We start from the raw sequence: 22,010 nt of genomic DNA on the forward strand, positions 1-22,010 counted from the left end.
GTCTTTAGTCCCTACATATACATCGTGTAATTCATAAACTTGGCCAGGTTGTAGTTGTTTCATAATGTCTTCCAAATGAATTTGTATATATACTGGTTTCAATTGAGGGGGTTTTGTTTTAAATACGACTGTTTCGAACTCTTTTCTATATATTTTAGTTGGTAACTTAAGACGGGATAAATAATACCCCTGCTTGTCTTGAATAGACTTAAAGTCTTGTAGACGAAAATATCCTAAGTCACGGATATACAGTTCATTCTTTTGTATCATGTCTGTTCGAGTCGCACCATACGCCTGATCACTTCGTTTTCCTGGTTCAATTTTCACATCAGAAAACTCTCCACTCAACAAGTCATACTCTAGTTGAATTTTCACACCAGCTTTATGACTACATCCTCTGGCACCAGGATACATAGCTGCGAATCGATCTGGAACTTGAAAGGCTGTAGAATCAAGGATGCGGATACGCTCAAAGTAGGAAGAAAGAGAATGAGAAATCTTAGATACGCCTCCAATCTTAGCTTGTAGAAGTGTAGTAAATACAGTACGAAAAAAGGCTACAGAAGCCGAGTTAAATCGCCGATTAAGTCCTTCCGGACTTAATAAAACTCCTGTTGAAGTTTCTAATTGACTACATAGTTGAGTAAGAGAGGTAGTAGCGACTTGTTGATTTAACCATACACACAAAGATAAAAAATGATGCCCGTGGCACTTCCATTTTCGTTTCATCCCGCCTGCTTCTATAGCTAATTGATTAAGTGTAGCGGGAGACATATATCGATATAACTCTTCAGCGAATAAAGATAATTCTTGTTTTTGATTCATCTTCATAAAAAGCACGTCACCCTTTCTCATTCACATAAGAAAATAGTAACGTGCTTTTAACTTCAAAAATAGTCTAAAACCTTAAGTTGATGGATGTGTGGCAATACCCCAATCTTGAGTTATAACAAATTATTACAGAGTAGAATGTTTATTTTTATTTTTTACCATATCTAATATATCCCTTATTACATCAACAACAACTTGAGGTTGATCAATGTGTATTGCGTGTCCAGCATCTTCAACAACAATATGTTTTTTATTAGTCGACAAGTTAGCAAGCTCTCCCTGGAATTTCATCCAAGTAGCCATAGACTCCGCTGTATGAAAAGGCTGCAGCCCCCCTGTTACAACAATGAGTGGAATGTTTCCAAGTGATTTAGAAGTACGAACTTGTTCTAAGCTTTCTTCCACTTCATTAAGAGAACCTTCCAAAATAAATTGATTATAATAAGCCTCCTGAACTTCTTTTGTAAATAAAGAGGGCAATATTCTGTTTTGATTTTCATGAGTTGAGTCTAAGAGAACGACTCCTACTACTTCCTCTGGATATGTGCTTGCAAATAATCTTGTATTTAATCCTCCAAATGAGTGTCCGACTAATACATATGGAGGTTTTATACCTGCTTTATTAAGTAATATACGTAGATTTTCGACACTTTGCTGACTATGGCGAGGTCTTTCATTCATTTCACTTTTGCCAATACCAGCTCTATCATAAATAAACATTTTTGCAAACGTTGAAATGTCATCTCTAATTGGATTCCAGCTTTCTAAAGTGGCTCCATATCCAGAATCAAAAACTAGGGTTGGCCCTTCATTATTCCGCCCTAACAATTCATAGTATAATTCAATACCACCTATATCTAATTTTTGTCCTGTTTCATTCCCATTAAATTCACTCATATCCAATCCTCCATTTTTCATTTTGATATAAATTTCTATTTATAGAACTGCCCTTTTTATTATCCATTTGAAAACCCTAATTAAATAAGTTCAATTTAATTGAACTTATCGTAACATGGACTGATTTTCTTTTCAATCTAAAGTTTAATATAATTGAACTAGTAGACTGAATTACAAAGGATGTTGAAAATGAATGAGCTAGGAAAACGAATAAATAAATTAAGAGTAGAAAAAGGTATGACCCTTGTAGAGTTAGCTGGTAATAAAATGTCAAAAGGGATGTTAAGCATGATTGAAAATGGGCATTCGAACCCTTCGATGGATAGTTTGAAATTTATCGCGCACCAGTTGGACTGCGATCCTCAATATTTATTAGGGAGCTCTACATCCGATGAGCTAAAGCACTTATTTAATAAAGTAGAGGAAGCGTTTGAAAAAAATAATGATGAACAGATAATTAATTTGACACAAGACATTTTGAACCAACAGTTTCCTATTTCATTTGAATCTGCTAGGATATTAGAGATTTCTGGAAGGGTAGTTATGAAATCCGAGCAAAAACGTGGAGAAATGTTGATAGAACGAGCAGTAGCAATCTATGAGCGGTTATCCCTTTACAGCCACTGCGTGGCTGCTAAAGTACATATGGTAGAATACCGTGCAAAAGAGGATAATTACCATGATGCTCTGATAATGTTACGAAATATAAGAAAAGAGTATCATGAAAAAGTAACAGTGATTGATATGGTCGTTGAAATAGAGGCGAATTACGTTGAAATGATCTTACTCTTCGGGATAGGTGACTATAAATCAGGAAAGAGTAAGCTTAATCAATTAATTGAACTATCTAAGAGGAAAATGGTCTTTTATAAGATGGATAATATTTTCCGAATTGCAGCGTTTCAAGCCCTTCTTCATAACAATGAAAATGATTATGCTTATTTTATCAAGAAGTCAGAACAGTTTGCTGTTTTTAGTGAAAATGATGAATCTCTAGCTTTTACACTGTTACTTCAAGCACATTATCATAATCAAACATCAGAGGATTATGAACAAGCTCTTTATTACTTAGATAGGTTTGCTACCCTAGTAAAGGGGAATCTCGGAAGTGACTTTTATTATCTTGAAAAAGGTAAAGTATTATTAGGAAAAGGACATGTAAAAGAAGCCCTTGAAGCATTTGAACAATTTAAGATGCCAAATACGACTATTTACCCACTTGAATTATGTATTCTCTACACTGCAGATGCATATAGAGCACATTGTCTTTTACAACTAGGAAGAATAGAGGAAGCACTTATCTATGCGCAGAGAGCAGCTAGTAAAATAGATTCGCTACCCCAAACGCCTTATCAAGGTTTTATAAGAAACACCTTAGAGTTAGTAAATAAAACCTATAATAGTATTTTCGATAGAAAAAATGAATAGCTTATAGGGAATAAAGAAGAGAATGTCAATTTAAGAAAAGCAACTACCCCAAAATGAATAAAATAGAACTGTCATAGATAACTGTGGAGAGATAATCTTTTCGCTTTTGGAATAATGAGTTTACTTGATTCGCTAAAAATGTAGAAGAAATCTATATATGTAAGAGACCAAGAACTATTCGACAGACATCCCTTAAATTCTCAAGAATAGTGGAGATATACCTAAAAAGTAGGAGGCATGAAATGAAGAAATTTAGGATTTCCAAAATAACTAAGATCTAATTAACCATAGAGATATAAAATTTTCATTTTGGGGGTACTTTAGAATCTTAGCTTGATGGGTATGGGTGTTAGACAAGGAAATCATAATTGTTGCAGTTTCCGGAAATACATTAGGATTATTAATTGATTATCCAGTTAAATATGAAAATGTAATGCTTGTTTCAGCATTGAAGAATTTAGCAATGGATCCATCTTTTATCGAGTGGCAGTGTTGGAAGTACTTGGGTATTATCAATAAGAACTCAATCAAAAATTCTCTTGGATGCAAGAGAATTTTTTTATTGGGAATAGTAAGGGGGAGGGGAGGTGCATTACATATGGGAAAAGGTAGAAGTAATAATGCTGGGAAAAAGCAACCGAATTTTGATGATTCATCTAATTTTGCTAAACAAAGTCAACCAACAGAAAAGAAGAAGAAATAAGAACAGGAGCTCTCTTGATAAAGGGAGCTCCTGTTAAAAGTATATTGACGTTCCAGAACAACATATCGATGGATTAACCCAATAGTCATAAAAACAAGGTTTAAATTTTTAAGAATGGCACTTAATTTCATATTATTGTCCCGCTTTTTATACTTATTGACGCGACCTCACTTAAAATTTTTTAAATCTAATGGGACTAACCATTAAGAGAGCCAGGATTAATGTAATCCATGCATTGCTATATGAAAACAATCCCATACCAGCCAATGATAATCCTGCAGCTGGAATGGGTAATCCCTTAAAATATCCAATAGTTGGTTTAATACAAAATTTAGCTAATCTTAAAGCACCCATTGTTGGGAAAAGGATAAATGCCAAAGAAGTTAAAATAGAAGGGGTTGCTATCGTATGAAATAAAAGCGCAGGAGCGACACCGAAACTAACAATATCAGCTAAGGAATCCAATTCTACGCCAAACTCACTGTTCACTTTTAATTTTCTCGCAATTTTTCCATCAAGAAAATCTAAAACAGCTGAAAAGAAAATGAAAATGGAGGCTACTTCCAAATATTCACTCATATTCAAGGTGATTGAGAAAACACCGCACAATAAATTTCCAATCGTAAATAAATTGGTATAAATTTTACAAGCTGATTAAACAAGTCTGTTCCTCCTAAATTAATTAAACTTCACATTTCTGTAGTAATTTCTATATATTCTTCCGTTATTCTTAAAAATATATGACCACTGTATTACTGTAAGTTAATTAAATTTCGATAAGAGAAAAATCGATTTCTTAAACGTTCCGCTGGTTTATTGAAATGTTTGATCATTTTCAGTTCTCGTTATGTGATTTAGATAAAGATACTACCTACTAGGAAAAAAGCTCCTAGCAAAACTAGAGAATCAACTAAAATCAAAAACTGATTTTTCTGTGGTTTTTTTAATTCCATTATTAAGCTGAAAACTGCACTCAATCCGAAACAAATGTATAACATAATCATTATGGGTCCTTATATATAATTCCTTGAATAGAAAGCGAGGAATAAAAATAGGATTAGGAAACCGTGGGATGCCATTTGAAATGCATATCAATCTAGCGAATGAAAATATATGAAAGAGGTGGAGTGGCACTTATAAATAGGCAACCGACTCTTGTGAAGGTGGCCATGTATTATATAGGTTCTCGGAGAAGGGGTAGGGATTTGTTTCTTCCTCATTGAGATTAGTAAGGGCAAGTCAGTATTTTGGGTATCACTATAGTTTATTCGATCTTACGTAAGGATTTCTCAACAGCCAAAGGGTAAGAAGTCTATACCAAGGGTAGATTTTGGTATTTATAGGTACTTAGTAGAACAGGCAGAAAGAACACCAGTGGAGCACATTGATGAAACAGTAAATCCAGTTATGTTTGATGGAATGATTTAATTTAACTAGGGCCATAAGAAATTAGGAAATAACATAGAAGCAGAAAAGAGAAGAGAGCTAACAAGACACGTAAATTATTAAAAGCTTAATGAATAACGGAACTACGCAGAGAAAATAGGGGGACTACTAGCTATCCAAGTTTCGCTTATTCAATAATAAGACGGTAAAATTTCACGTACCAAATAGGTAGATAAAAACTAAACTTAAGCAATAGGGGATTTTAATAAAGCATATATTTTGATTTATTTAATGTTAATATATATAATTATAATAATGTTAATATGTTAACTAGTTAAAAATGAGGAAATAAAAATGAAGGTTAAATTTGATGTGATTAAAGATGAAAATTTCGATTTTACTTTGCTAGAAACAAAATTACTGAAAACTTTTAAAGAAATGGATAATGTAGCAATAGTTGAAAAGGTTGAAGATAAATTCTTTGAAAAAGGTGATGTGCAAACCCATTTAGTGGAGATTACTATTAATGTTACAGGAAAGTATATTGGATATAGATCGGTTTCAGCTAGTATATTTTTCGTTCTAGAAAGTCTATCAATAAAGCTATTCAAAATTAATATTAGTATACATTAAGTATACAAAATAGATGTTTTTTTTTGTTATATAGAAATTCCACATTGAACCAGTGAACATTCTAATAAGAAAAGCATATGATGAATTTGTGGGACGAGTTATCATATGAGATGAAACTTGGAGCGCCATATTTATTTGTTGAAGGGTACCTTTTTATTTTGCACTTTTTAATACGGACAAGCATATATTAGAGTAAGGGATAGCCCCACTTCATATATTTGAGCACCTGTAATCGTAAGGTGCTCTTTATTTTGTAAAAAATGGACATTTATATTAAAGGATTCTATATAAATGGGTAGAATCTAATTATTTGGTTCACATTTTAAAACAAGGGGTACAAATTCGATGCGACGTGAAAAGGATTTGTTGAAACAATGGAAGGCGGATTTGCAAGCTATTCAAGAAGAGAAAAGGCTGAAGAAGAAGTCTAAGAAAAAGAATAAGAAATATAGCATTCCTGGTAATACAGCTGACTTCATGAATGGAAAGAATACTTTTAGTAAAGAGAATGGGGTATGGAAGCAAAGAAATAAATAATGTGAGGATAAATGATTTTGATTAAATGTATAGGAATTATAGTAGGCGCTGCCTTGATTTAGGCGGCGTCTTATTTGTTGTTAAGAAAAGATAACAAAACAAATAAATACAATGAACGAAAAAATACCTGAGACTATTGCCACAGGTAGGCTTGTACAGTTAGTAAAAACAATTCTATTAATGTACTATTTTAGATGTTGATTTAATTCAGTGAGATTCGAAACTATAATGCCATGATTTGAAAATGAGTTCAAGAGTGTTTGTAAATTCAAGCAGCTCTATAATCTTTGTTTTTAAGCTTATTTCTAATATCAATAAATCCTATAATCATTATTGCCATGCATATTAACTTGAGCCAACGAACCTCCTGGTAGAACATTAGACCAGAGAAGAATTCATAAGCGTATAATAAACCGATAATTGGGAATAGCCAAGTCATAAATTTCAAATCTTTTAGATGAAACTTATAATTATTAATCTTTTTCCACATATGTATCAACTCCTATTTTCCAGATGTTCTGTAGTCTTTCTTGATAATATCTCGCATGTTTAGGATAAAGAATAGAAGGAAAACCAAGGCTATGATTCCGTTAACCCAGTAGTATGTATGTCCTGCTGTGAATCCAGTGTAGAAAGAAAAGGCATTCCAAACTAAAAGGATTGTTGAACAGATAGTAGAGATCAATAATGAACCAAAACTCCTCATGATTGTCACCTCGATTCAAAATGTTAGTGGTTATTTATAATTATACATTTAAATAAATAGATTTAAAAGGGGAGGATATAATAAAATAATATAAAGGAATCACTGTGAGCCGAGAAATATGGATAGGTAGCGAATCCGCTGTTTTTCTTATTCCGATATATCTTAATCGCATATAAGTAAAGACGTAAAATATTATATAACAATTTAAAAATTTGGACAAGAGAAGTTATACAAATGACATTCAATAGTATGTATGGACATAGTAAAGGGGTACTATATTGTTAACCATATTGTTGAGATAACACCAGAGAGTATAGACAGCCGAGATATAACATTTAAACAAAAAATCTATGTTAACTAAAAGTAATAATCTCCTATCACAATGTTTGATGGGAGGTTATTACTTTTCTGAAGATAAAATTAAATATCTTTATTATTCCTAAGAGTGCGAAAAGGATATTGGAATAAATCAACTGCGCTTCAGGTTTTACATATATTATTGAAGGAAAAATATAAGATGGCAGAGGAAGGTGTACTAGTAACATATGATACGAAGTGGGCTGTTGCAAATGGCTTATCAATGCCCTTACATAATTTTTGGAAGAACAATCCGTTTCGTATGTTGCATGATTACAATCTCGAAGTATATACAATAGAAAAATGGGAAGTCATAAAGAGGATGAGAAGAAAGAAACGAGTTAGAAATAAAAATACACCTAGTTAATAGGTGTATTTTTTAGACTTGAAAACCACTTATGTAGTAGAGATTTCTCTCGGCTACAGTGTATCACATTAGAAAACATGCGTATACATTATATTTGTTACGTAAAATGGATTTCTTTTAATATACGATTCATTTAAAATTTAATTTGATCCCCTTTTGGGAACTTAGATACCTCCGCCAGGTTCTGTATTAGAAGGAGCCCCGCCATGGTCCCCATCTGCTTCTAGTTTTGGAGCTGGATAATGTCCATGCGTATCTTGTATCGGAACGGGTGTTTCCCCGCTGTTTAAAGCAGGAGCTCCACCAGTATGACCATGGGATTCTAGCGAAGGAGCGATTAAATCTGCATGAGTCTCTTTTTTAGGAGCCATTCCTTCCCCATGTGTATTTGTAAAGGAAGGAGCCCAAGTATCTCCTTTGTTGTATGATGAAATAGGAGGTCTTCCGTGATCATAAGCACGAGCCCATGAATCCCCATGCGACTCTAATTTCGGAGCAAAAGTTTCTCCATGTTCAGTTTTTACAACTCCGCCATCTCCAATGTTTACACCAAAAAGACCAAAACTAAAGACAGATAATCCTACAATCGTTGATCCAAGTTTTCTTTTCAAACTATACCTCTCCTTTTTGCTTTGTTTCTTCTATTTTGTCTAAACGTGGTAGATAAAATGAAACAAATTGTAAAAAATTACCGATTTTATAAGGTATACGACTAATCCTGTGTAAGATTTTGTAAAACCTTGTTAAAACTAGAATTTTCTAAAAATTATTTTCGACAAAAATCAACGTTCGTAGGAAGTTGTTTTTTTTGGAAGTGCCGATTTATTTGAAAAAGGGAGATTAATCCACTGTAGAATTCAAGTCATTACTTAATTGAACAAAAGTGTTAAGTAAAAAAGAGCATCTAACATAAGTTAAATACTCCTTGTTTTAAGACTATTTTCAGTTATATCTCTAATGGAATAGTTATCACTAAAATTAACAATAACAGAAACTTTTTGATGTTTATTGTTTATGATATGTCTATGCAGATAAATTTCATGTGTTCTATATTCTTCTGATGGTTTAATTGTTTCGATTACAATATCGAGATTTCTTGCTTTTTTGAAGTAACCGATAGTTACAAGTTCAGCAGTCTTTTTACTTCTGGCCATTCCTCATTGTATTCTTTTGGAATGAAATGAGCTGACGCCAAAAGTATAAATATAATAGGGATGGTAATAAAAGCTATACTTATAATTCCATAGCATAATAAGTTTCTTCCCATTAAGTGACACCTACCAATGATGTTGTATTAAATATGGTCAATAGTCTGTATAATAAACCAACATTAACCAATTTACTATCAATTAAGGTGACAATACTATTACAAATTTGTAAGGTTTATCAGGTAGAGGAACCAATGAAAAGGATATACAATCGTTATCTTTCAGCATATCCTCTTCGAAATTTATCAAATACTTAATTGAATTTCGTTATCTCTATATAGATATTTTATTTGAACAAAAAAATGACCTTTACAATTGAGTAAGAGTCCTAAAAGCAAAGAAAAAGTCGTATATGATACTATATAAAATCGGTTTTTATTATAACATTTCAATGTGTAGTTATCTATACATTTATGTACGAAAGAACTGACAAACATGCTATTTGCAGATGAAAAAGTCCTAGAGGGGACTAGGACTTTTCTACTGAACGATACGATTTATAAAAAGAATATAATTAATATATCATAAGAATGTTTCATAAATGTATCGAAAAAGTGAACATTTTGTTATTCGAATGTAAGTTGAAAACCACCTATTTAAGCATGCAGTTTAATAAGGAAAGAGGAACTTAAAATCTGATGAATCTCCACCAATATTGTTTAATTGTCCGATGTAAAGGTGAAAGGATATTAACGAAAAAGCCAATTTAGTAGGAAGTAAATTTAAAAAGTCCTGTCTTTTGACAGGACTTTCAAAAAGGGAACAACAGTTAACAACTGAAGGTACCTTTATATTACCATTACTGGTAATTTCATTCCATGTGTTGTGTATTGAGAAATAATCTCCTATGAGATGAAAAAAGTAACCAATGAAGTTAAGTAACGATAAGCTAGAAAGTTTAGCTTGCATATAGCATATGTTGTAAAGAAAAAAGGGTGGGGATGAAGTATGGAACGACCGAACTGGGACATCGGGGGGTTAGTATTCGTGGGCTGTACGTTTCTTGGTGCAGGAGTGGGATCTATGTTTGGGAGCGCCCAAACTGGGTGGCTGATAGGGATGGACGCTGGGTTTCTTGGTATGACTTTGACGAGATGGATTGGAAAATAATATAACAGGTTCACTTTCTCCAATAAATAAAGCGATAGGCACATAAGAATGTACTTACATAGGATTTCAAAAAGAGGTAGAAATCGCACATAGACAAAGCCACTTTCTGTTAAAAAGTGGCTCTTTTTGTTTACGGTTTTATAAAATATACATTGTAAAAATGAAAAATAGGATACTAGGTCCATATATGGGACTTAGTATCCTATTCTGCTTATAGTATGTTAGCTTGGAATTTTGTATTAAATCGTATCACCATGAGCTTCTTGTTTAGGAGCAGGCGTATCGCCACCGTTGACAGCAGGAGCACCGCCAGTATCTACAATTTTACTTCGTTTTTCATATTCTATACGATAGAGCTTGGGAGGTCCTTTTAAGAATCGTTTCTATATGATAGCGGATATTGTATAAAAGTACTTAAAAACTAAAGAGAACCCTCATAGGGTTCTCTCTTTAATCATGCTAGGATAACTAGATTTAAAATATTTACTAATTATAGTAATGGTAAGGAGGCAGGAGCCAATAAGTAATACATTTAGAAATGGTTATTCTCCAGCATATATCTTTTTATATTGAATGCTTGGCTTACCCTTGTATTCGATTAGCCCTACATAGTGAATATAGTCGCCTGTCAAACTGAAGTGGTATAAATGCTTTTCAGAACCACCTAATAGCCCTCCTACACTCGCGCGTTGAATTGCTTCTGATTCAATACTTCTCATTGCTTTACCGCCAGTAGTAGTATTATACACGTCAAACTTTAATTTTGAACCATTGTTTGTGTTAGCAATGACGTATTTAGCATTTGCAGCAATAAGGGTTTGACCGTAGTTTATCCCATACTTTAATTTTTGACCTTGTTGATCGTACACATAATCGCCCTTGTTTATATCGAATACTGTTTTTCCAGGGCCATCATATAGTAAGTTTTGTTTTAAATCAATATAGATATCGCTAGTGCCATAATCCTTTAATTTCAGATTTTGTATTTCTTTTTTCGTACCGTCATCTAAATGAAGGAAGACCTTTTCTCCTTCTTGTACTAAAAGTGCACTACCGTTAGAGGTTTGTACATAATGATATGTATTGGTTGTATTTTGGCTATTACTAATATTATTAAAAGAGGAACTCTCTAGATTGGTATCAATCGCTACCATTTTTGCATTCTCATCCATAAGAGAAGTTCTGGCTATGGAACCATTTGAAATGATGTGTGCATCTCCAAAGAGTGTAGAGGATACGCCGTCTTCTCCATTATAAAAATGTTGATCTTTTATGAGCCATTTTCCTTCTTTATCGTCTAATTTGCCGATTGATACGAAAGTCTTATCTTTTTTCTCTTCTTGGATGTATTTTTGGAACATGACGTAAATGTAGTCACCCTTTCGAGCAACACCCAGTTCTTTCACTTTTTTATCGTCTAATAAATTAGAAAAACTTTCTCCGCCGAATTGATTAATAGTAATTTCTTTATGGTCTTTGGCATTTGCATTCTTTTTAGACGATTCGGAATTACTAGTTTCTCCTATTTTTGACCCGTTGGCCACTTGGTCTTTAGTTGTACTTTCATTCGCAGATGCAGTTGTTTTACTTCCTTCTTTTGGTTCTGAATTGTTGGAAGAGCAACCTACCAATAAGCTAAAGGTACAACCTGCTAATAATATGTTCTTACTTGCTTTAAGCATATTTCTTTTCATAATTTCCTCCTACAGATATGTTGATTGATACGATTATACTATATATAATTATATATTAATATAGTATTTAATGGATTTTAATAATAGAAACATACTGATAATGAAAGGGTGTATAAATAGTGAAAAAATTAGTGTCATGTATTGTTAGTTTAGGAATACTGTTAACAGGATGCTCAAACGAAGACAAATTAAAGGGTGGATTAGAGAGTCGTGCAAACACAAATGAAGAAGCTGTCGATCAAGTAGAAAACGATAAAGTGAAGGATAATGGTCATGCTTCACCATATAATGAGGAAATGGCAAGAGTAGCCATACAAAAAATGATGAAGAAATATCCAAAAGAAGCTGGGAAGAACGTGTTACAAATTGAGAGAAGGGCAATGGATATTTTTCATATTACAACGGATAAGGTAGAAGTTCAAATGCAGTTTAAAGATGCTGGGAGCGGAACGGTGGAATGGATTATGTGCGACTGGAACACAGGCCAACCGTTATATCAAAGTGATAAATGGAATGCTTATAGCTAATTACAACTTATAATTATCACATAGGGAATAGATACTAGATAAAAAGAATTAGCACTCAAATGATTTCAAAGTAGTATATTGATTTTAGGCAGGAAACATTCAATACGCATACCTGGGAGAGTCGACATATGGACTTAGAATTAAAGGTAAAGAGAAAATAAATAACTACATAATGAAGAAAATCCGAATGCCTGGAAGCTGGATTATATAGAGAATTGGCATGAGTTTCGTAGTGAAGGTGAAGTGAAAACAGGTTCTAGTTTAAAAGAGTAAATGTATGAGTAGGAGTTGCTGGTACATTACGAAGGTAGTCTTCATATAGAATGGAATTTCATGTACCGATTACTATAAGAAAGCATTTTGTATGCAATTCGAAGGAATGCAAAGCAAATCATGCATTTACAGATACAAAAAAAGGAGCTGTTAGTAAAGCTAACTGCTCCAGATCAAGGAATCTCCAAGGGGAAAGGAGAAAGACTAAGGACTTTAAATAAGTTTTGGCTAATGCCTATCCGTATTATTGACGGAATAATAAGTTTTATTCAAACGTAACGAAAGTAATGTGTAAGTATGTTACAAGAATAGTCCAATACCTATCCATGCAACTCCTAATATAGACAATGATTCGATAATAATGAAACGTTTAGCCTCATCTTGTTTTGGCGTAGTTAGCTTCCTAATTAGGGAGAATACCCCACTTATTCCGCACAAAGTAAGAGCTAATAGTAGTAAAGTACTTGTCATTCTGAACACTCCTAGTATTTGGATATTCTTATTGTATACCAAGCTACAGATTATAAAAATAGTAATGTTATCGTATCTTTTCTATGAAGTATGTAAAGTGTGACGTGAATCTTCAATGTATAGAGGTCGTGTAAGGTAACTTTCAGTATTAGAAGTATGAATATTGCGTGAAAGGAATGCAGACTGTTGAAAATATAAAAAACGTATAGTACAATAAGGGTGTAAGCTAGATTATAACGAACAAGAAGTCGGGTGGTTCTGATTCTCGTTCTATTGATAGGTCGTAAGCTTTTTGAAGAGTCTTGGTTTGGTCACCAAGGCTTTTTTCGTACGCAGACAGGAATAAAAGCACTGCATGTCGCAATACTATATAGAGTAGTAAGCTGGGTTTCAACGTCTTTGCACTTCAAAATGATGTTGCATTGGTCGTGTGCGATAAAGGTATGGTCAGTACTTCACCTTGAAACCCAATCATAACTACAAATGGGCTTTGTGTCGCTATTTATAGCGGCACTTTTTTATTTAAGAAGATGTCTTACATATTCAGTTATACCCTTACCTATTTCACTTTTGGTGAAAAAGTAATGTATATTTCTTAGGAAACTGAATGCTGTAACGATTGTACCAAAAGAAAAAAGACGTTTACGTTTCTTCTCTCTCTGAACGTTTGCGGGCGGTTCTAGTATTCTCCACGTTCTATTGCCACCTCCTCTTAAAAAGAGAAGGGCAAAGACGGCACGTATTCAGTGTACAGTGTTTGACAAATCTCTACAAGAACTTATTTTCTGGTATGGAACATTCGAATATGTTGGGTAAAATGCTTATGTATTAACACATGAGGCAGGAGTGGCTAGGGGAGATCGTATAAAAGGATATGGGAGATAGACACTTGCAACTGGTAGAGATAACTCTGTTTAGTATGTTGGGAGCTGATGCTAGCGGAGTTGTAATAGGAGTGAATACAAATGGCCTGTTAGGATGTTAAATGGTGAGTAGTTCAATTTAATATAAAATAATAAAAACCAAACAAATATCTGTTTGGTTTTTATTATTTTATATCAAGAGAGGCAATCTATTTCAAGTATCTATATTGCTTCATATAAATAAATTTTCCAAGCTGATGTCTTCGATGTAAATATTTTTTCAAGAGATAAATTGTTTTCTGCTACATTTTCAATTGGGACAGCAGAAAATATGTAACGACCACCCATTTTTTTGAAATGCTCTATATTTAGTTCTACATTTTTCAAGCGTTTATTCGAGTTTTTTGTAAACATATAGTGTTTTCCAAGTTCCTCGGTAAAAATATAACAGCGGCCACCCCATTCGTCAAAATACGTACGAATCGTTTTATTCTTCGCTAGTTCCTTCTCGATTATTTTTCGAAATTCATATTTATATGATAGAGGATAAAAATTATTATATGTATCAAGTGTGTAGAATCCATTGTATTGAGCGATAGCAGGATGTAAACCAATACTAGCGACACGGTACTGTTCCAAAGGTAAATCGATATACTCTTTTATCTCCTGGAATTGTTCTTCTGCAAAAAATTCCTTTACTGAAGGTTTATTTTGAAAAATAAGTTCCTCATTAAAAAAGCTTAACAAAATAATTTGAGCTACCACCAAGCCTGTTACAGCGTGTCTCCATATTTTCCCTTGTAACCATAAAACTTTTAATCCAAGAGCGAATAAAACATAGATAACTAACGGACGTAAAAAATGATAACGTGCAAAATTAAATGTATCTAAAATGTGAAAACGTTTTGTTAATGGAAGCCAACCTTTATAAAACCAAAAAGCATACCAAATTGACAACGCTATGTTAAACCAAAACAAAAAAACAAAGACTTTTTCTTGCTTCCATTGTTTCTTAGTAATGATAAAATACAACGCAATAAGTATGACAGGTAAAATAACAAATGTATGGACTGTCATGACATGGGTATGTCCGAAAAGGAAATTTTTCAATGTGAGGCGGAGAGACCGCCATAACGATAATCTTGCATGAAAATATTCATCTCTACTGTTAGGTACAGTAGATAAAAAGAAGGAAGATACTAAGCGATATTCTACAATCATGTAAATGAGCGTCATATAAATAATTGAAAAAAGAAAACGAAAGTTCCATTCTTTTTTTATTACTAAGTCCACTAACCAAAGGACTCCCATTCCGCTTAAAAAAAAGAAAAAACCTAAAACAATACTCGAATATAGAGGAATAAGAGTGAGTACGAAATAGTTCTTCCACGACCTTTCTCCTTTTCGAATATTTAAAAATGCCCAAAGTGCAAGAGGCATTCCAAGAGTACTAAGCATTCCTGACGGCCAGAAAGGAGTAAGAGCAAAAGCTAATGAAACTCCTACTGAAATGACCCTACATTCCTCTCTAGGTAAAAAATGTTGTTTTAAAAGAACATACATCCCTATAAACGCAACCACTCTTGTAACCGTTTGACTCAATGCATACGCAACCATACTTGGAAAAAAAGCATACAACCAAACAATACCACTAAATTCCGTACTAAATGCGTTTCTTGACAATTGATTGTTTATCACCTGTGGAATTGTAGCATCAATCGGACCTATTATCTCTCCGCTCCTTGCCAAAACCTTATACCAGGACAAATTGGAATCAAGATTATCATGAACGCGAATATGCGCATTTTCTCCAAGAATAAATAAAGGAGACAAATAAAGAATGAGTATGATTGCTGCAAAAACAAGTAACTTTATTTCTTTGTTATTCTGGTTTAAAAACATTGAAGGCACCTCAAAAAAATTTCAAAAAGTTTATTTATAAAATTTCCTAAACGAAAGAAATTATCCCTGGTTAATAAGATGTTGTGATTTTTTGTAAATAAGAAACTTCTTGTATAAACTTGAGTGTGGAAGAGGGAAGAATACCAGAGGAAAATGGATCTATTTCTTAATTTTGATTAGTTTTATAAAAAAGAAAAATCTTAGCAGTTAAGTGGCTCAAAGACTAGATTGTAGACATTATTTAATCTAAATAAAGAAAAGAATTATGGCAGTGAAAAACACGTGCTACAATTCTTTTTAGTATATTTAAGATTTATTCAATTTGTCTTTATCGTCTACAGCTATATCCTCTTCTATATTGACAGTCTCTTTTACAACATAGATTGGTCGATTCTTACTTTCGTCATAAATACGAGCGATATATTGACTGACAATACCAAGACCAAGAAGTTGCACGCCACTGAAGAATGTGATAGCAACCATAAGAGAAGCCCATCCAGTTTGAATGTCTTGTCCAATAAATTTAACAATAACTGAGTATATTAAAACTGCAATAGAAATTAATACAGAAATTAAACCTAAAGTCATAACCATTCTTAATGGCTTTGTAGAAAATGCAATAATACCATCTGAGGCAAATCTCATCATTTTCTTTAAGGGATATTTTGTTTCACCCGCAAAACGTTCATTTCTTACGTATTCGATATATGTTTGGCGGAATCCAATCCAAGACATCATTCCACGTACGAAACGATTTCGTTCTGTCATTTGTTTGAATACATCTGCTACTTTACAATCAATAAGACGGAAGTCACCTGCGTCTTTAGGAATATTAATATCAGACATGACATTTAAGAAGCGGTAGAAATATTTAGCTGTTACAAGTTTAAACCAAGTTTCACCCTCACGCCGTTTTCTTTTTGCGTAAACAACCTCATAACCTTCTTCCCATTTCGCGATAAGTTCTGGGATGACTTCAGGTGGATCCTGTAAATCAGCATCAATGATGACCATAGCATCACCTTTAGCAACATCAATTCCTGCTGTTACAGCTATTTGATGTCCAAAATTACGAGCAAAGTTTATGATTTTAGCACGAGAATCTTCGGCTGAAATACCTTTTAAAATTTCCATCGTCCGATCGGTACTACCATCATTTACAAAGATAAATTCATAATTAATATTATTTTGTAGCATAACAGATTTTAAACAATTATAGCATTCTTGTGCTACTTCTTCTTCAAAATACATAGGAACGATAATTGAAATAAGTTTCTCCAAGCTTTTATCCTCCTTGTAGTAGGGATTGGTTGAATTATTGCAAATGATTTTGTTTGTTGAATGTCCAAAGTTTATGAAGAGAAAAATTCATTATCATGCCAACACTGATAGAAAAAAGTTGTGAGATAAACTTATTGATAAAAAGTTTATCAACTAATATGAATAAGATAATTGTGTTGAATATTAATACAATTAAATTTACGGTTAGAAATTTTAAAAATAATGATACCTTTTTATTTTTAAATTCAAAAACCCAATTTTTATTCCAATAATAACTGTTAATAACACCAATTAAATAAGCAAAGCAGTTAGCGATAAGGTAATTTATACTAATACTAACTAAAGCTATGTAGCTAATCATTGTGATAAGTGTATTTAATATTCCTACCAAGCTAAACTTTAAAAATTTCTTCATAATGTAGTATCCTCATTTTTATTAAAGATATAAAAATATATAATGATAATTTGTAGTTTTTTGTATAAATCAATGATTACATTAAGGGTTTATTAGGGATTACTATTTCTAAAAAGAAGATTGTACGTTTAGACATAAATGAACCGGTTCCCTGTAAGATAAAGAACCGGCTATCTATTTACTGTTGTTTTGATGGGATTTGTGTCTTGTACTGGTGGTGATTATTAGTTTGGTTACCATGTCTCTCTTGGTTGTTAGGCGTAATTTCATCAGCAAATTCCATATTTGCTAAATTTACTTTGGATGGAATAAATGAACTTGTTTTATTTTGAAAACCTTGGAACGTATGTTTTATAGGTTTCATCATACTTGAATTACGTGTTGCCAATAACCCTAAAACTGTTCCTAATCCTAGTAAAGACGCCCAAATCCATCCTTTATTGTTCTTCTTTTTATTTCCGAATAACTCAAGTATTCTTTGGATTATTTCCCCATAATTCAATGATGACATCAAAAAGTTAAGTATATTCAATTTTGTCCCCCCTATAAAAAATCGTAAAAAGAAACACAAGGTTCATTTCCACATTATTTATAATGCGATATTTTATAGAAATTTATGATACCAACTTATACTAATAATTCTTGATTTTTAAATTGGAATCCTTAATGTTGCCTGAGTATTTTGTTAAAATATGTAAAATTAAAAAGTGAGATGAAAAGCTATATATTATTGGATTGGAATTTTATAAATTCTTTTTTAATAGCCGGTTATGTAAAAGCCTCTTTAGGATAAATCGCTAAACGTGCAAAAATAAGTAAGGGGGTTATTTCTTATTACTTTACAAACAAAGAGGAACTTCTAGAGCAAGTTATAATCGATTATTATATAGCTTGCCAGTCCTTTAGTTGTCCGCAAATTGAAGCTCAAACGACCCCAGAAGGAATGCTCCAAACGTATATTGAATCGAATCTGAAATTTATAGATAAACATCGAAAGCATGTATTCGCTGTTATAGAAATTGTTTCAAATGAAAGGACAGATGAAGGGAAACTTCGGTTTGCAGCAGACCATGATGAAACTATTTTTCTTCCCATTAAAAATATTTTACGTTTAGGGATGCAAGAGGGGGTGTTTCGAGAATTTTCCGAAACGGCCTTAAGGGTGATGGCGTTAACAATCAGGCATGCCATAGACGGATTTAGCCTTGAGCTAATGAGGAACCCCGATCTAAACGTTAAAGATTACACTAAAGAACTTATTACAATCTTTGAGCGGACAACTCAAAAGTAACATATCACCCTGATGAGGGGGAAGGTCATGATATTTTATGAGGTTATTTGTTTTTGCTGTAAAAGTGTATTTCGAGTAAATGAAGGAACTGAAAAATATAAGCAGCTCAAGGAAAATCCAAAAGGGAAATATTGCTGTGACGAATGCAGTCATAAAATAAGACTTGAAGCAATTAAACATTTTTTTAGATAGGGGCACTATCTACTTCTTATTTTTGCTAGTTTATAATGTCTAACATAATTCATCTTAAAATGATTAATTTTTTAACAAATATTTTTTATATATTCAAAAAGGAAAACTCCATTTTAATCAATCTTTTGACAAAATGGAGTTTTTTTATTTGTTGTTAGATAAGGATAGGAGGATATTTTTTAATCCATCTTTATTTTAAAGCTACACCGAATCCTTAAGTTGATGGATGTGTGGTGCTACCCCAATAAGTTTATAACAAAGATAAATCGTAATGATTATTATTTATTGCGAATTTCAAAAAGATGTATTATACTAGGTTCGCAAACTAAAACGTAATCATTACGTTTTAAATCGAGACGATATTTTCTTCATAGAATTGGAGAAAATAAACTTGTAAAAAAGAAAAGAGGAGAATTTCATGCCAAAAAAATTAACTATGTTTTCATTCCTACTTATTTTCACTTTAATTTTTGCTGGATGTTCTAATAAAAAAGAAAGTGCAGTAAAAAAAGATGAGAAACTTTTTGTTTATACAACTATTTTCCCGCTTGCAGATTTCGCAAAAAAAATCGGTGGTGACTATATAACTGTTAAAGCAATCTATCCACCTGGTGCAGATTCACATACATTTGAACCAAGCCAAACACAAACAGTTAAAGTTGCAAAAGCCGATTTATTCATTTATAACGGTGCAGAATTAGAACCGTTTGCTGAAAAAATGGAAAAAACATTACAAAAAGAAAATGTTAAAATTGTAAATGCATCAAAAGGCATCGAACTGCGTGCTGCAACCGAAGATGAACATCATAATCATGGAGATGGACATAAAGAAGATGAAGATCATCATGATAAAGACCCACACGTGTGGTTAGATCCTATACTAGCGATGAAACAAGCTGAAAAAATCAAAAATGCTCTTGTAGAATTACAGCCTGATCATAAACAAGAATTCGAAAAGAATTTTGCAGCACTTCAAACTAAATTTACAGATTTAGATGATCAATTCAAAGCTGTTGTAGCAAATGCAAAAACGAAAGAAATTTTAGTTTCCCATGCAGCCTATGGCTACTGGGAACAACGCTATGGTTTGAAACAAATTTCTATTACTGGGATTTCAGCTTCTGATGAACCATCTCAAAAAAAGCTTGCTGAAATTACAAAAACAGTTAAAGAATACGGTCTAAAATACATTTTATTCGAAACGTTTTCTACTCCAAAAGTAGCATCAGTTATTCAGAAAGAAACTGGTACAAAAATTTTACGCTTAAATCACCTTGCTACTATTTCTGAAGAAGATGCGAAGAATAATAAAGATTACTTCACTTTAATGGAAGAAAACGTGAATACTTTAAAAGAAGCAACACAATTCGCATCAGTTGCAGAAAAGCCTTCTGAAAAGCAAGAGCAAACAACTGAAAGTCATACACATGAAAATGAACACGATCACAGTCATAACCATAGTCATGCTCATGATAAATCAACAGAAAGAATTTATGAAGGATATTTTGAAGACAATCAAGTGAAGGATCGACCACTTTCCGATTGGAAAGGAGACTGGCAATCTGTATATCCGTATTTACAAGATGGAACGCTTGATGAGGTATTTGCTCACAAAGCGAAACATAAAGGTAAAATGTCAGCCAAAGAATATAAGGAGTATTATAATGAAGGATATCAAACAGATGTGAACCGTATCGTGATTCAAGGAGATACTGTAACATTCTACAAAAACAAAGAAGAATATTCTGGCAAGTATATCTATGATGGATACAAAATTTTGACATATGATGCAGGGAATAGAGGTATAAGATACATATTTAAACTAGCAGATAAAACAGAAGGAGTTCCTCAGTATATTCAATTTAGTGATCATGGTATTTATCCGAATAAAGCTGATCACTATCACTTGTATTGGGGTGACAATCGTGAAGCTTTATTCGATGAAGTTATACACTGGCCTACCTACTACCCATCGGATATGAATGGACATGATATTGCGCACGAGATGATGGCGCATTAAATTAGGAGTCACGATAATTTCTTCTTTGAACAATATATAAAATTCAAAGATTATCAATCTAGAATTATATTGTTTTATACTTGGGTGTTTTTGCCCATCCCCGGAAAAGGGGGATGGGCAAAAACACCCTTTATTAATTTTTTCTCTAACACCCGATATTAATCTGCAATTCTTGTTACGACTAAAGATGGATTTCCATAAGAAGAAATTTCTCCTTGTGCAACATCAATTATAATACTTAATGAATCATTTGCATTTAATCTAATTAATACTGTTTTCCCAATAGTATACGCATTAAAAACGTTTGTAGGGACATTTGTACTTATAGCTGTCTGACCTTCGAATTCGCTTTCTTGAACAGGTGTAATGTCATTAATATATAACCTAAATTTTAAAACTGTACCTACAGGGGTTAAATCACGATTTAAGAGTCTTGCTGTTAAATCCATATTAATTTTATATATTCCACCACTCAACACTTGGATACTATTATTTAATAAATCAAGATTTGTTCCCAAAGATGGACCAAGATCTTGGAAAACTACTTTTTGGCCTACATTTGCTGTACGAAGTGTAGTAGATCTATCATACAACGCTCCATAAGCTATAGTACTTCCCGTAGGTCCAGTTGGGCCAGTAGGACCTGTAGGACCTGTAGGACCTGTTATTCCAATTCCAGTTTCCCCAGTAGGACCTGTTGCTCCTGTTGGACCAGTATTTCCAATTCCAGTAGGACCCGTTGGGCCAGTAGGACCTGTAGAACCAGTCGGTCCAGTTGATAAAGTGAATGGCGGAATTGGTGGCAATGTAGGACCCAACAAATTAGGATCAAATGCTGCTCCACTTAAAAACTCATTTTCTTCATTCATGTAAACACCTCCTTACAATGCTTGTACTTATCATAATTATTAAATGCTC

The 22,010-nt window shown here is 33.0% G+C and carries 21 protein-coding genes and 5 pseudogenes; 13 read left to right on the forward strand and 13 right to left on the reverse strand.

Features of this window, described 5'->3' with window-relative positions; translation table 11 throughout:
* Together ACTFSL_RS26455 and ACTFSL_RS26460 are read right to left on the reverse strand one after the other, a co-directional pair.
* Nucleotides 1–831: IS4 family transposase (locus ACTFSL_RS26455; protein WP_440042669.1), on the reverse strand; the 831-nt coding region annotated here is incomplete at its 3' end.
* Nucleotides 832–957: 126 nt separating this feature from the next.
* Complete coding sequence (locus tag ACTFSL_RS26460) at nucleotides 958–1,728, reverse strand: alpha/beta fold hydrolase (RefSeq protein WP_063538576.1); 771 nt, start codon at nucleotides 1,726–1,728, stop codon at nucleotides 958–960.
* 189 nt (nucleotides 1,729–1,917) lie between these two features.
* Between ACTFSL_RS26460 and ACTFSL_RS26465 the strand changes: the two genes are divergently transcribed.
* Both ACTFSL_RS26465 and ACTFSL_RS26470 read left to right on the forward strand, forming a co-directional pair.
* The gene (locus ACTFSL_RS26465) at nucleotides 1,918–3,156 is read left to right on the forward strand and encodes a helix-turn-helix domain-containing protein (RefSeq protein WP_228546527.1); all 1,239 of its coding nucleotides are present in this window, start codon (nucleotides 1,918–1,920) and stop codon (nucleotides 3,154–3,156) included.
* 346 nt (nucleotides 3,157–3,502) lie between these two features.
* Entirely contained in the window at nucleotides 3,503–3,859 is a 357-nt protein-coding gene (locus ACTFSL_RS26470; protein ID WP_228546528.1) for a hypothetical protein, read from the forward strand.
* 171 nt (nucleotides 3,860–4,030) lie between these two features.
* On the opposite strand, the pseudogene pssA reads toward ACTFSL_RS26470, so the two are convergent.
* Nucleotides 4,031–4,521 (reverse strand): annotated as a pseudogene (gene pssA, locus ACTFSL_RS26475) (CDP-diacylglycerol--serine O-phosphatidyltransferase).
* A 389-nt stretch (nucleotides 4,522–4,910) separates the two neighbouring features.
* On the opposite strand from pssA, the pseudogene ACTFSL_RS26480 reads away from it, so the two are divergent.
* From ACTFSL_RS26480 to ACTFSL_RS26495, 4 genes and pseudogenes are all read left to right on the forward strand, one after another.
* Nucleotides 4,911–5,013, forward strand: a pseudogene (locus tag ACTFSL_RS26480) (Holliday junction resolvase RecU); the annotation flags it as partial.
* A gap of 46 nt (nucleotides 5,014–5,059) precedes the next feature.
* A pseudogene (locus ACTFSL_RS26485) lies at nucleotides 5,060–5,376 on the forward strand (Holliday junction resolvase RecU); the annotation flags it as partial.
* 223 nt (nucleotides 5,377–5,599) lie between these two features.
* Entirely contained in the window at nucleotides 5,600–5,878 is a 279-nt protein-coding gene (locus tag ACTFSL_RS26490; RefSeq protein WP_063538582.1) for a hypothetical protein, read from the forward strand.
* A 345-nt stretch (nucleotides 5,879–6,223) separates the two neighbouring features.
* Complete coding sequence (locus ACTFSL_RS26495; protein WP_063538584.1) at nucleotides 6,224–6,415, forward strand: hypothetical protein; 192 nt, start codon at nucleotides 6,224–6,226, stop codon at nucleotides 6,413–6,415.
* A gap of 268 nt (nucleotides 6,416–6,683) precedes the next feature.
* Here ACTFSL_RS26495 and ACTFSL_RS26500 read toward each other — a convergent pair whose 3' ends face one another.
* Together ACTFSL_RS26500 and ACTFSL_RS26505 are read right to left on the reverse strand one after the other, a co-directional pair.
* Nucleotides 6,684–6,905: a hypothetical protein gene (locus tag ACTFSL_RS26500; RefSeq protein WP_063538586.1), complete on the reverse strand. Its 222-nt coding sequence runs from the start codon at nucleotides 6,903–6,905 to the stop codon at nucleotides 6,684–6,686.
* 12 nt (nucleotides 6,906–6,917) lie between these two features.
* On the reverse strand, nucleotides 6,918–7,121 hold the full coding sequence (locus ACTFSL_RS26505) for a hypothetical protein (RefSeq protein ID WP_080470908.1): 204 nt from the start codon (nucleotides 7,119–7,121) through the stop codon (nucleotides 6,918–6,920).
* A 517-nt stretch (nucleotides 7,122–7,638) separates the two neighbouring features.
* Here ACTFSL_RS26505 and ACTFSL_RS26510 point away from each other — a divergent pair.
* The gene (locus tag ACTFSL_RS26510; RefSeq protein WP_228546526.1) at nucleotides 7,639–7,845 is read left to right on the forward strand and encodes a hypothetical protein; all 207 of its coding nucleotides are present in this window, start codon (nucleotides 7,639–7,641) and stop codon (nucleotides 7,843–7,845) included.
* Nucleotides 7,846–8,009: 164 nt separating this feature from the next.
* Here the strand turns inward: ACTFSL_RS26510 and ACTFSL_RS26515 are convergent, their stop codons facing one another.
* Nucleotides 8,010–8,456 (reverse strand): hypothetical protein, encoded by a 447-nt coding sequence (locus ACTFSL_RS26515; RefSeq protein WP_063538590.1) that lies wholly within the window; start codon nucleotides 8,454–8,456, stop codon nucleotides 8,010–8,012.
* Between the two features lie 1,545 nt (nucleotides 8,457–10,001).
* Here ACTFSL_RS26515 and ACTFSL_RS26520 point away from each other — a divergent pair.
* Nucleotides 10,002–10,163: a hypothetical protein gene (locus tag ACTFSL_RS26520; protein WP_179205497.1), complete on the forward strand. Its 162-nt coding sequence runs from the start codon at nucleotides 10,002–10,004 to the stop codon at nucleotides 10,161–10,163.
* A 542-nt stretch (nucleotides 10,164–10,705) separates the two neighbouring features.
* Here ACTFSL_RS26520 and ACTFSL_RS26525 read toward each other — a convergent pair.
* Nucleotides 10,706–11,857 (reverse strand): hypothetical protein, encoded by a 1,152-nt coding sequence (locus ACTFSL_RS26525; RefSeq protein ID WP_063538592.1) that lies wholly within the window; start codon nucleotides 11,855–11,857, stop codon nucleotides 10,706–10,708.
* Nucleotides 11,858–11,976: 119 nt separating this feature from the next.
* On the opposite strand from ACTFSL_RS26525, the gene ACTFSL_RS26530 reads away from it, so the two are divergent.
* Nucleotides 11,977–12,384, forward strand: a complete 408-nt coding sequence (locus ACTFSL_RS26530; protein WP_088338837.1) for a hypothetical protein — start codon at nucleotides 11,977–11,979, stop codon at nucleotides 12,382–12,384.
* A gap of 573 nt (nucleotides 12,385–12,957) precedes the next feature.
* Here the strand turns inward: ACTFSL_RS26530 and ACTFSL_RS26535 are convergent.
* The 5 genes from ACTFSL_RS26535 to ACTFSL_RS26555 all read right to left on the reverse strand — a co-directional run bounded on the left by ACTFSL_RS26535 (nucleotide 12,958) and on the right by ACTFSL_RS26555 (nucleotide 18,121).
* Nucleotides 12,958–13,128, reverse strand: a complete 171-nt coding sequence (locus tag ACTFSL_RS26535) for a hypothetical protein (RefSeq protein ID WP_179205495.1) — start codon at nucleotides 13,126–13,128, stop codon at nucleotides 12,958–12,960.
* Between the two features lie 1,085 nt (nucleotides 13,129–14,213).
* Nucleotides 14,214–15,893, reverse strand: coding sequence for a DUF6044 family protein (locus ACTFSL_RS26540; protein ID WP_088339121.1), 1,680 nt, complete (start codon nucleotides 15,891–15,893; stop codon nucleotides 14,214–14,216).
* 306 nt (nucleotides 15,894–16,199) lie between these two features.
* Nucleotides 16,200–17,174, reverse strand: a complete 975-nt coding sequence (locus ACTFSL_RS26545) for a glycosyltransferase family 2 protein (protein WP_088339122.1) — start codon at nucleotides 17,172–17,174, stop codon at nucleotides 16,200–16,202.
* A gap of 34 nt (nucleotides 17,175–17,208) precedes the next feature.
* Nucleotides 17,209–17,589, reverse strand: coding sequence for a GtrA family protein (locus ACTFSL_RS26550; RefSeq protein WP_063538600.1), 381 nt, complete (start codon nucleotides 17,587–17,589; stop codon nucleotides 17,209–17,211).
* Between the two features lie 178 nt (nucleotides 17,590–17,767).
* The gene (locus ACTFSL_RS26555; RefSeq protein WP_063538602.1) at nucleotides 17,768–18,121 is read right to left on the reverse strand and encodes a hypothetical protein; all 354 of its coding nucleotides are present in this window, start codon (nucleotides 18,119–18,121) and stop codon (nucleotides 17,768–17,770) included.
* A gap of 261 nt (nucleotides 18,122–18,382) precedes the next feature.
* Here ACTFSL_RS26555 and ACTFSL_RS26560 point away from each other — a divergent pair, with 261 nt between their 5' ends.
* From ACTFSL_RS26560 to ACTFSL_RS26575, 4 genes and pseudogenes are all read left to right on the forward strand, one after another.
* Nucleotides 18,383–18,880 carry a TetR/AcrR family transcriptional regulator gene (locus ACTFSL_RS26560; RefSeq protein ID WP_306426824.1) on the forward strand — a complete coding sequence of 166 codons (498 nt, stop codon included), beginning with the start codon at nucleotides 18,383–18,385 and terminating at the stop codon, nucleotides 18,878–18,880.
* Between the two features lie 27 nt (nucleotides 18,881–18,907).
* Nucleotides 18,908–19,072: a DUF2197 domain-containing protein gene (locus ACTFSL_RS26565; protein ID WP_080470909.1), complete on the forward strand. Its 165-nt coding sequence runs from the start codon at nucleotides 18,908–18,910 to the stop codon at nucleotides 19,070–19,072.
* Nucleotides 19,073–19,490: 418 nt separating this feature from the next.
* Nucleotides 19,491–20,435 (forward strand): annotated as a pseudogene (locus tag ACTFSL_RS26570) (metal ABC transporter substrate-binding protein); the annotation flags it as partial.
* A gap of 27 nt (nucleotides 20,436–20,462) precedes the next feature.
* Nucleotides 20,463–21,092 (forward strand): annotated as a pseudogene (locus tag ACTFSL_RS26575) (ZinT family metal-binding protein); the annotation flags it as partial.
* A gap of 158 nt (nucleotides 21,093–21,250) precedes the next feature.
* On the opposite strand, the gene ACTFSL_RS26580 reads toward ACTFSL_RS26575, so the two are convergent.
* Nucleotides 21,251–21,961: an exosporium leader peptide-containing protein gene (locus ACTFSL_RS26580; protein WP_063538604.1), complete on the reverse strand. Its 711-nt coding sequence runs from the start codon at nucleotides 21,959–21,961 to the stop codon at nucleotides 21,251–21,253.
* Between the last annotated feature and the right edge of the window lie 49 nt (nucleotides 21,962–22,010).

The organism is Bacillus cereus group sp. MYBK108-1 (assembly GCF_051917185.1).
Classification (GTDB): domain Bacteria; phylum Bacillota; class Bacilli; order Bacillales; family Bacillaceae_G; genus Bacillus_A; species Bacillus_A cereus.

What these genes read in the sequence shown, in the direction of transcription:
- ACTFSL_RS26500 (WP_063538586.1), bottom strand. Translation starts at nt 6,905, where the DNA reads ATGTGGAAAAAGATTAATAATTATAAGTTTCATCTAAAAGATTTGAAA.
- ACTFSL_RS26495 (WP_063538584.1), top strand. Translation starts at nt 6,224, where the DNA reads ATGCGACGTGAAAAGGATTTGTTGAAACAATGGAAGGCGGATTTGCAA.
- ACTFSL_RS26525 (WP_063538592.1), bottom strand. Translation starts at nt 11,857, where the DNA reads ATGAAAAGAAATATGCTTAAAGCAAGTAAGAACATATTATTAGCAGGT.
- ACTFSL_RS26505 (WP_080470908.1), bottom strand. Translation starts at nt 7,121, where the DNA reads ATGAGGAGTTTTGGTTCATTATTGATCTCTACTATCTGTTCAACAATC.
- ACTFSL_RS26460 (WP_063538576.1), bottom strand. Translation starts at nt 1,728, where the DNA reads ATGAGTGAATTTAATGGGAATGAAACAGGACAAAAATTAGATATAGGT.
- ACTFSL_RS26490 (WP_063538582.1), top strand. Translation starts at nt 5,600, where the DNA reads ATGAAGGTTAAATTTGATGTGATTAAAGATGAAAATTTCGATTTTACT.
- ACTFSL_RS26520 (WP_179205497.1), top strand. Translation starts at nt 10,002, where the DNA reads ATGGAACGACCGAACTGGGACATCGGGGGGTTAGTATTCGTGGGCTGT.
- ACTFSL_RS26565 (WP_080470909.1), top strand. Translation starts at nt 18,908, where the DNA reads ATGATATTTTATGAGGTTATTTGTTTTTGCTGTAAAAGTGTATTTCGA.
- ACTFSL_RS26550 (WP_063538600.1), bottom strand. Translation starts at nt 17,589, where the DNA reads ATGAAGAAATTTTTAAAGTTTAGCTTGGTAGGAATATTAAATACACTT.
- ACTFSL_RS26535 (WP_179205495.1), bottom strand. Translation starts at nt 13,128, where the DNA reads ATGACAAGTACTTTACTACTATTAGCTCTTACTTTGTGCGGAATAAGT.
- ACTFSL_RS26580 (WP_063538604.1), bottom strand. Translation starts at nt 21,961, where the DNA reads ATGAATGAAGAAAATGAGTTTTTAAGTGGAGCAGCATTTGATCCTAAT.
- ACTFSL_RS26465 (WP_228546527.1), top strand. Translation starts at nt 1,918, where the DNA reads ATGAATGAGCTAGGAAAACGAATAAATAAATTAAGAGTAGAAAAAGGT.
- ACTFSL_RS26510 (WP_228546526.1), top strand. Translation starts at nt 7,639, where the DNA reads ATGGCAGAGGAAGGTGTACTAGTAACATATGATACGAAGTGGGCTGTT.
- ACTFSL_RS26540 (WP_088339121.1), bottom strand. Translation starts at nt 15,893, where the DNA reads ATGTTTTTAAACCAGAATAACAAAGAAATAAAGTTACTTGTTTTTGCA.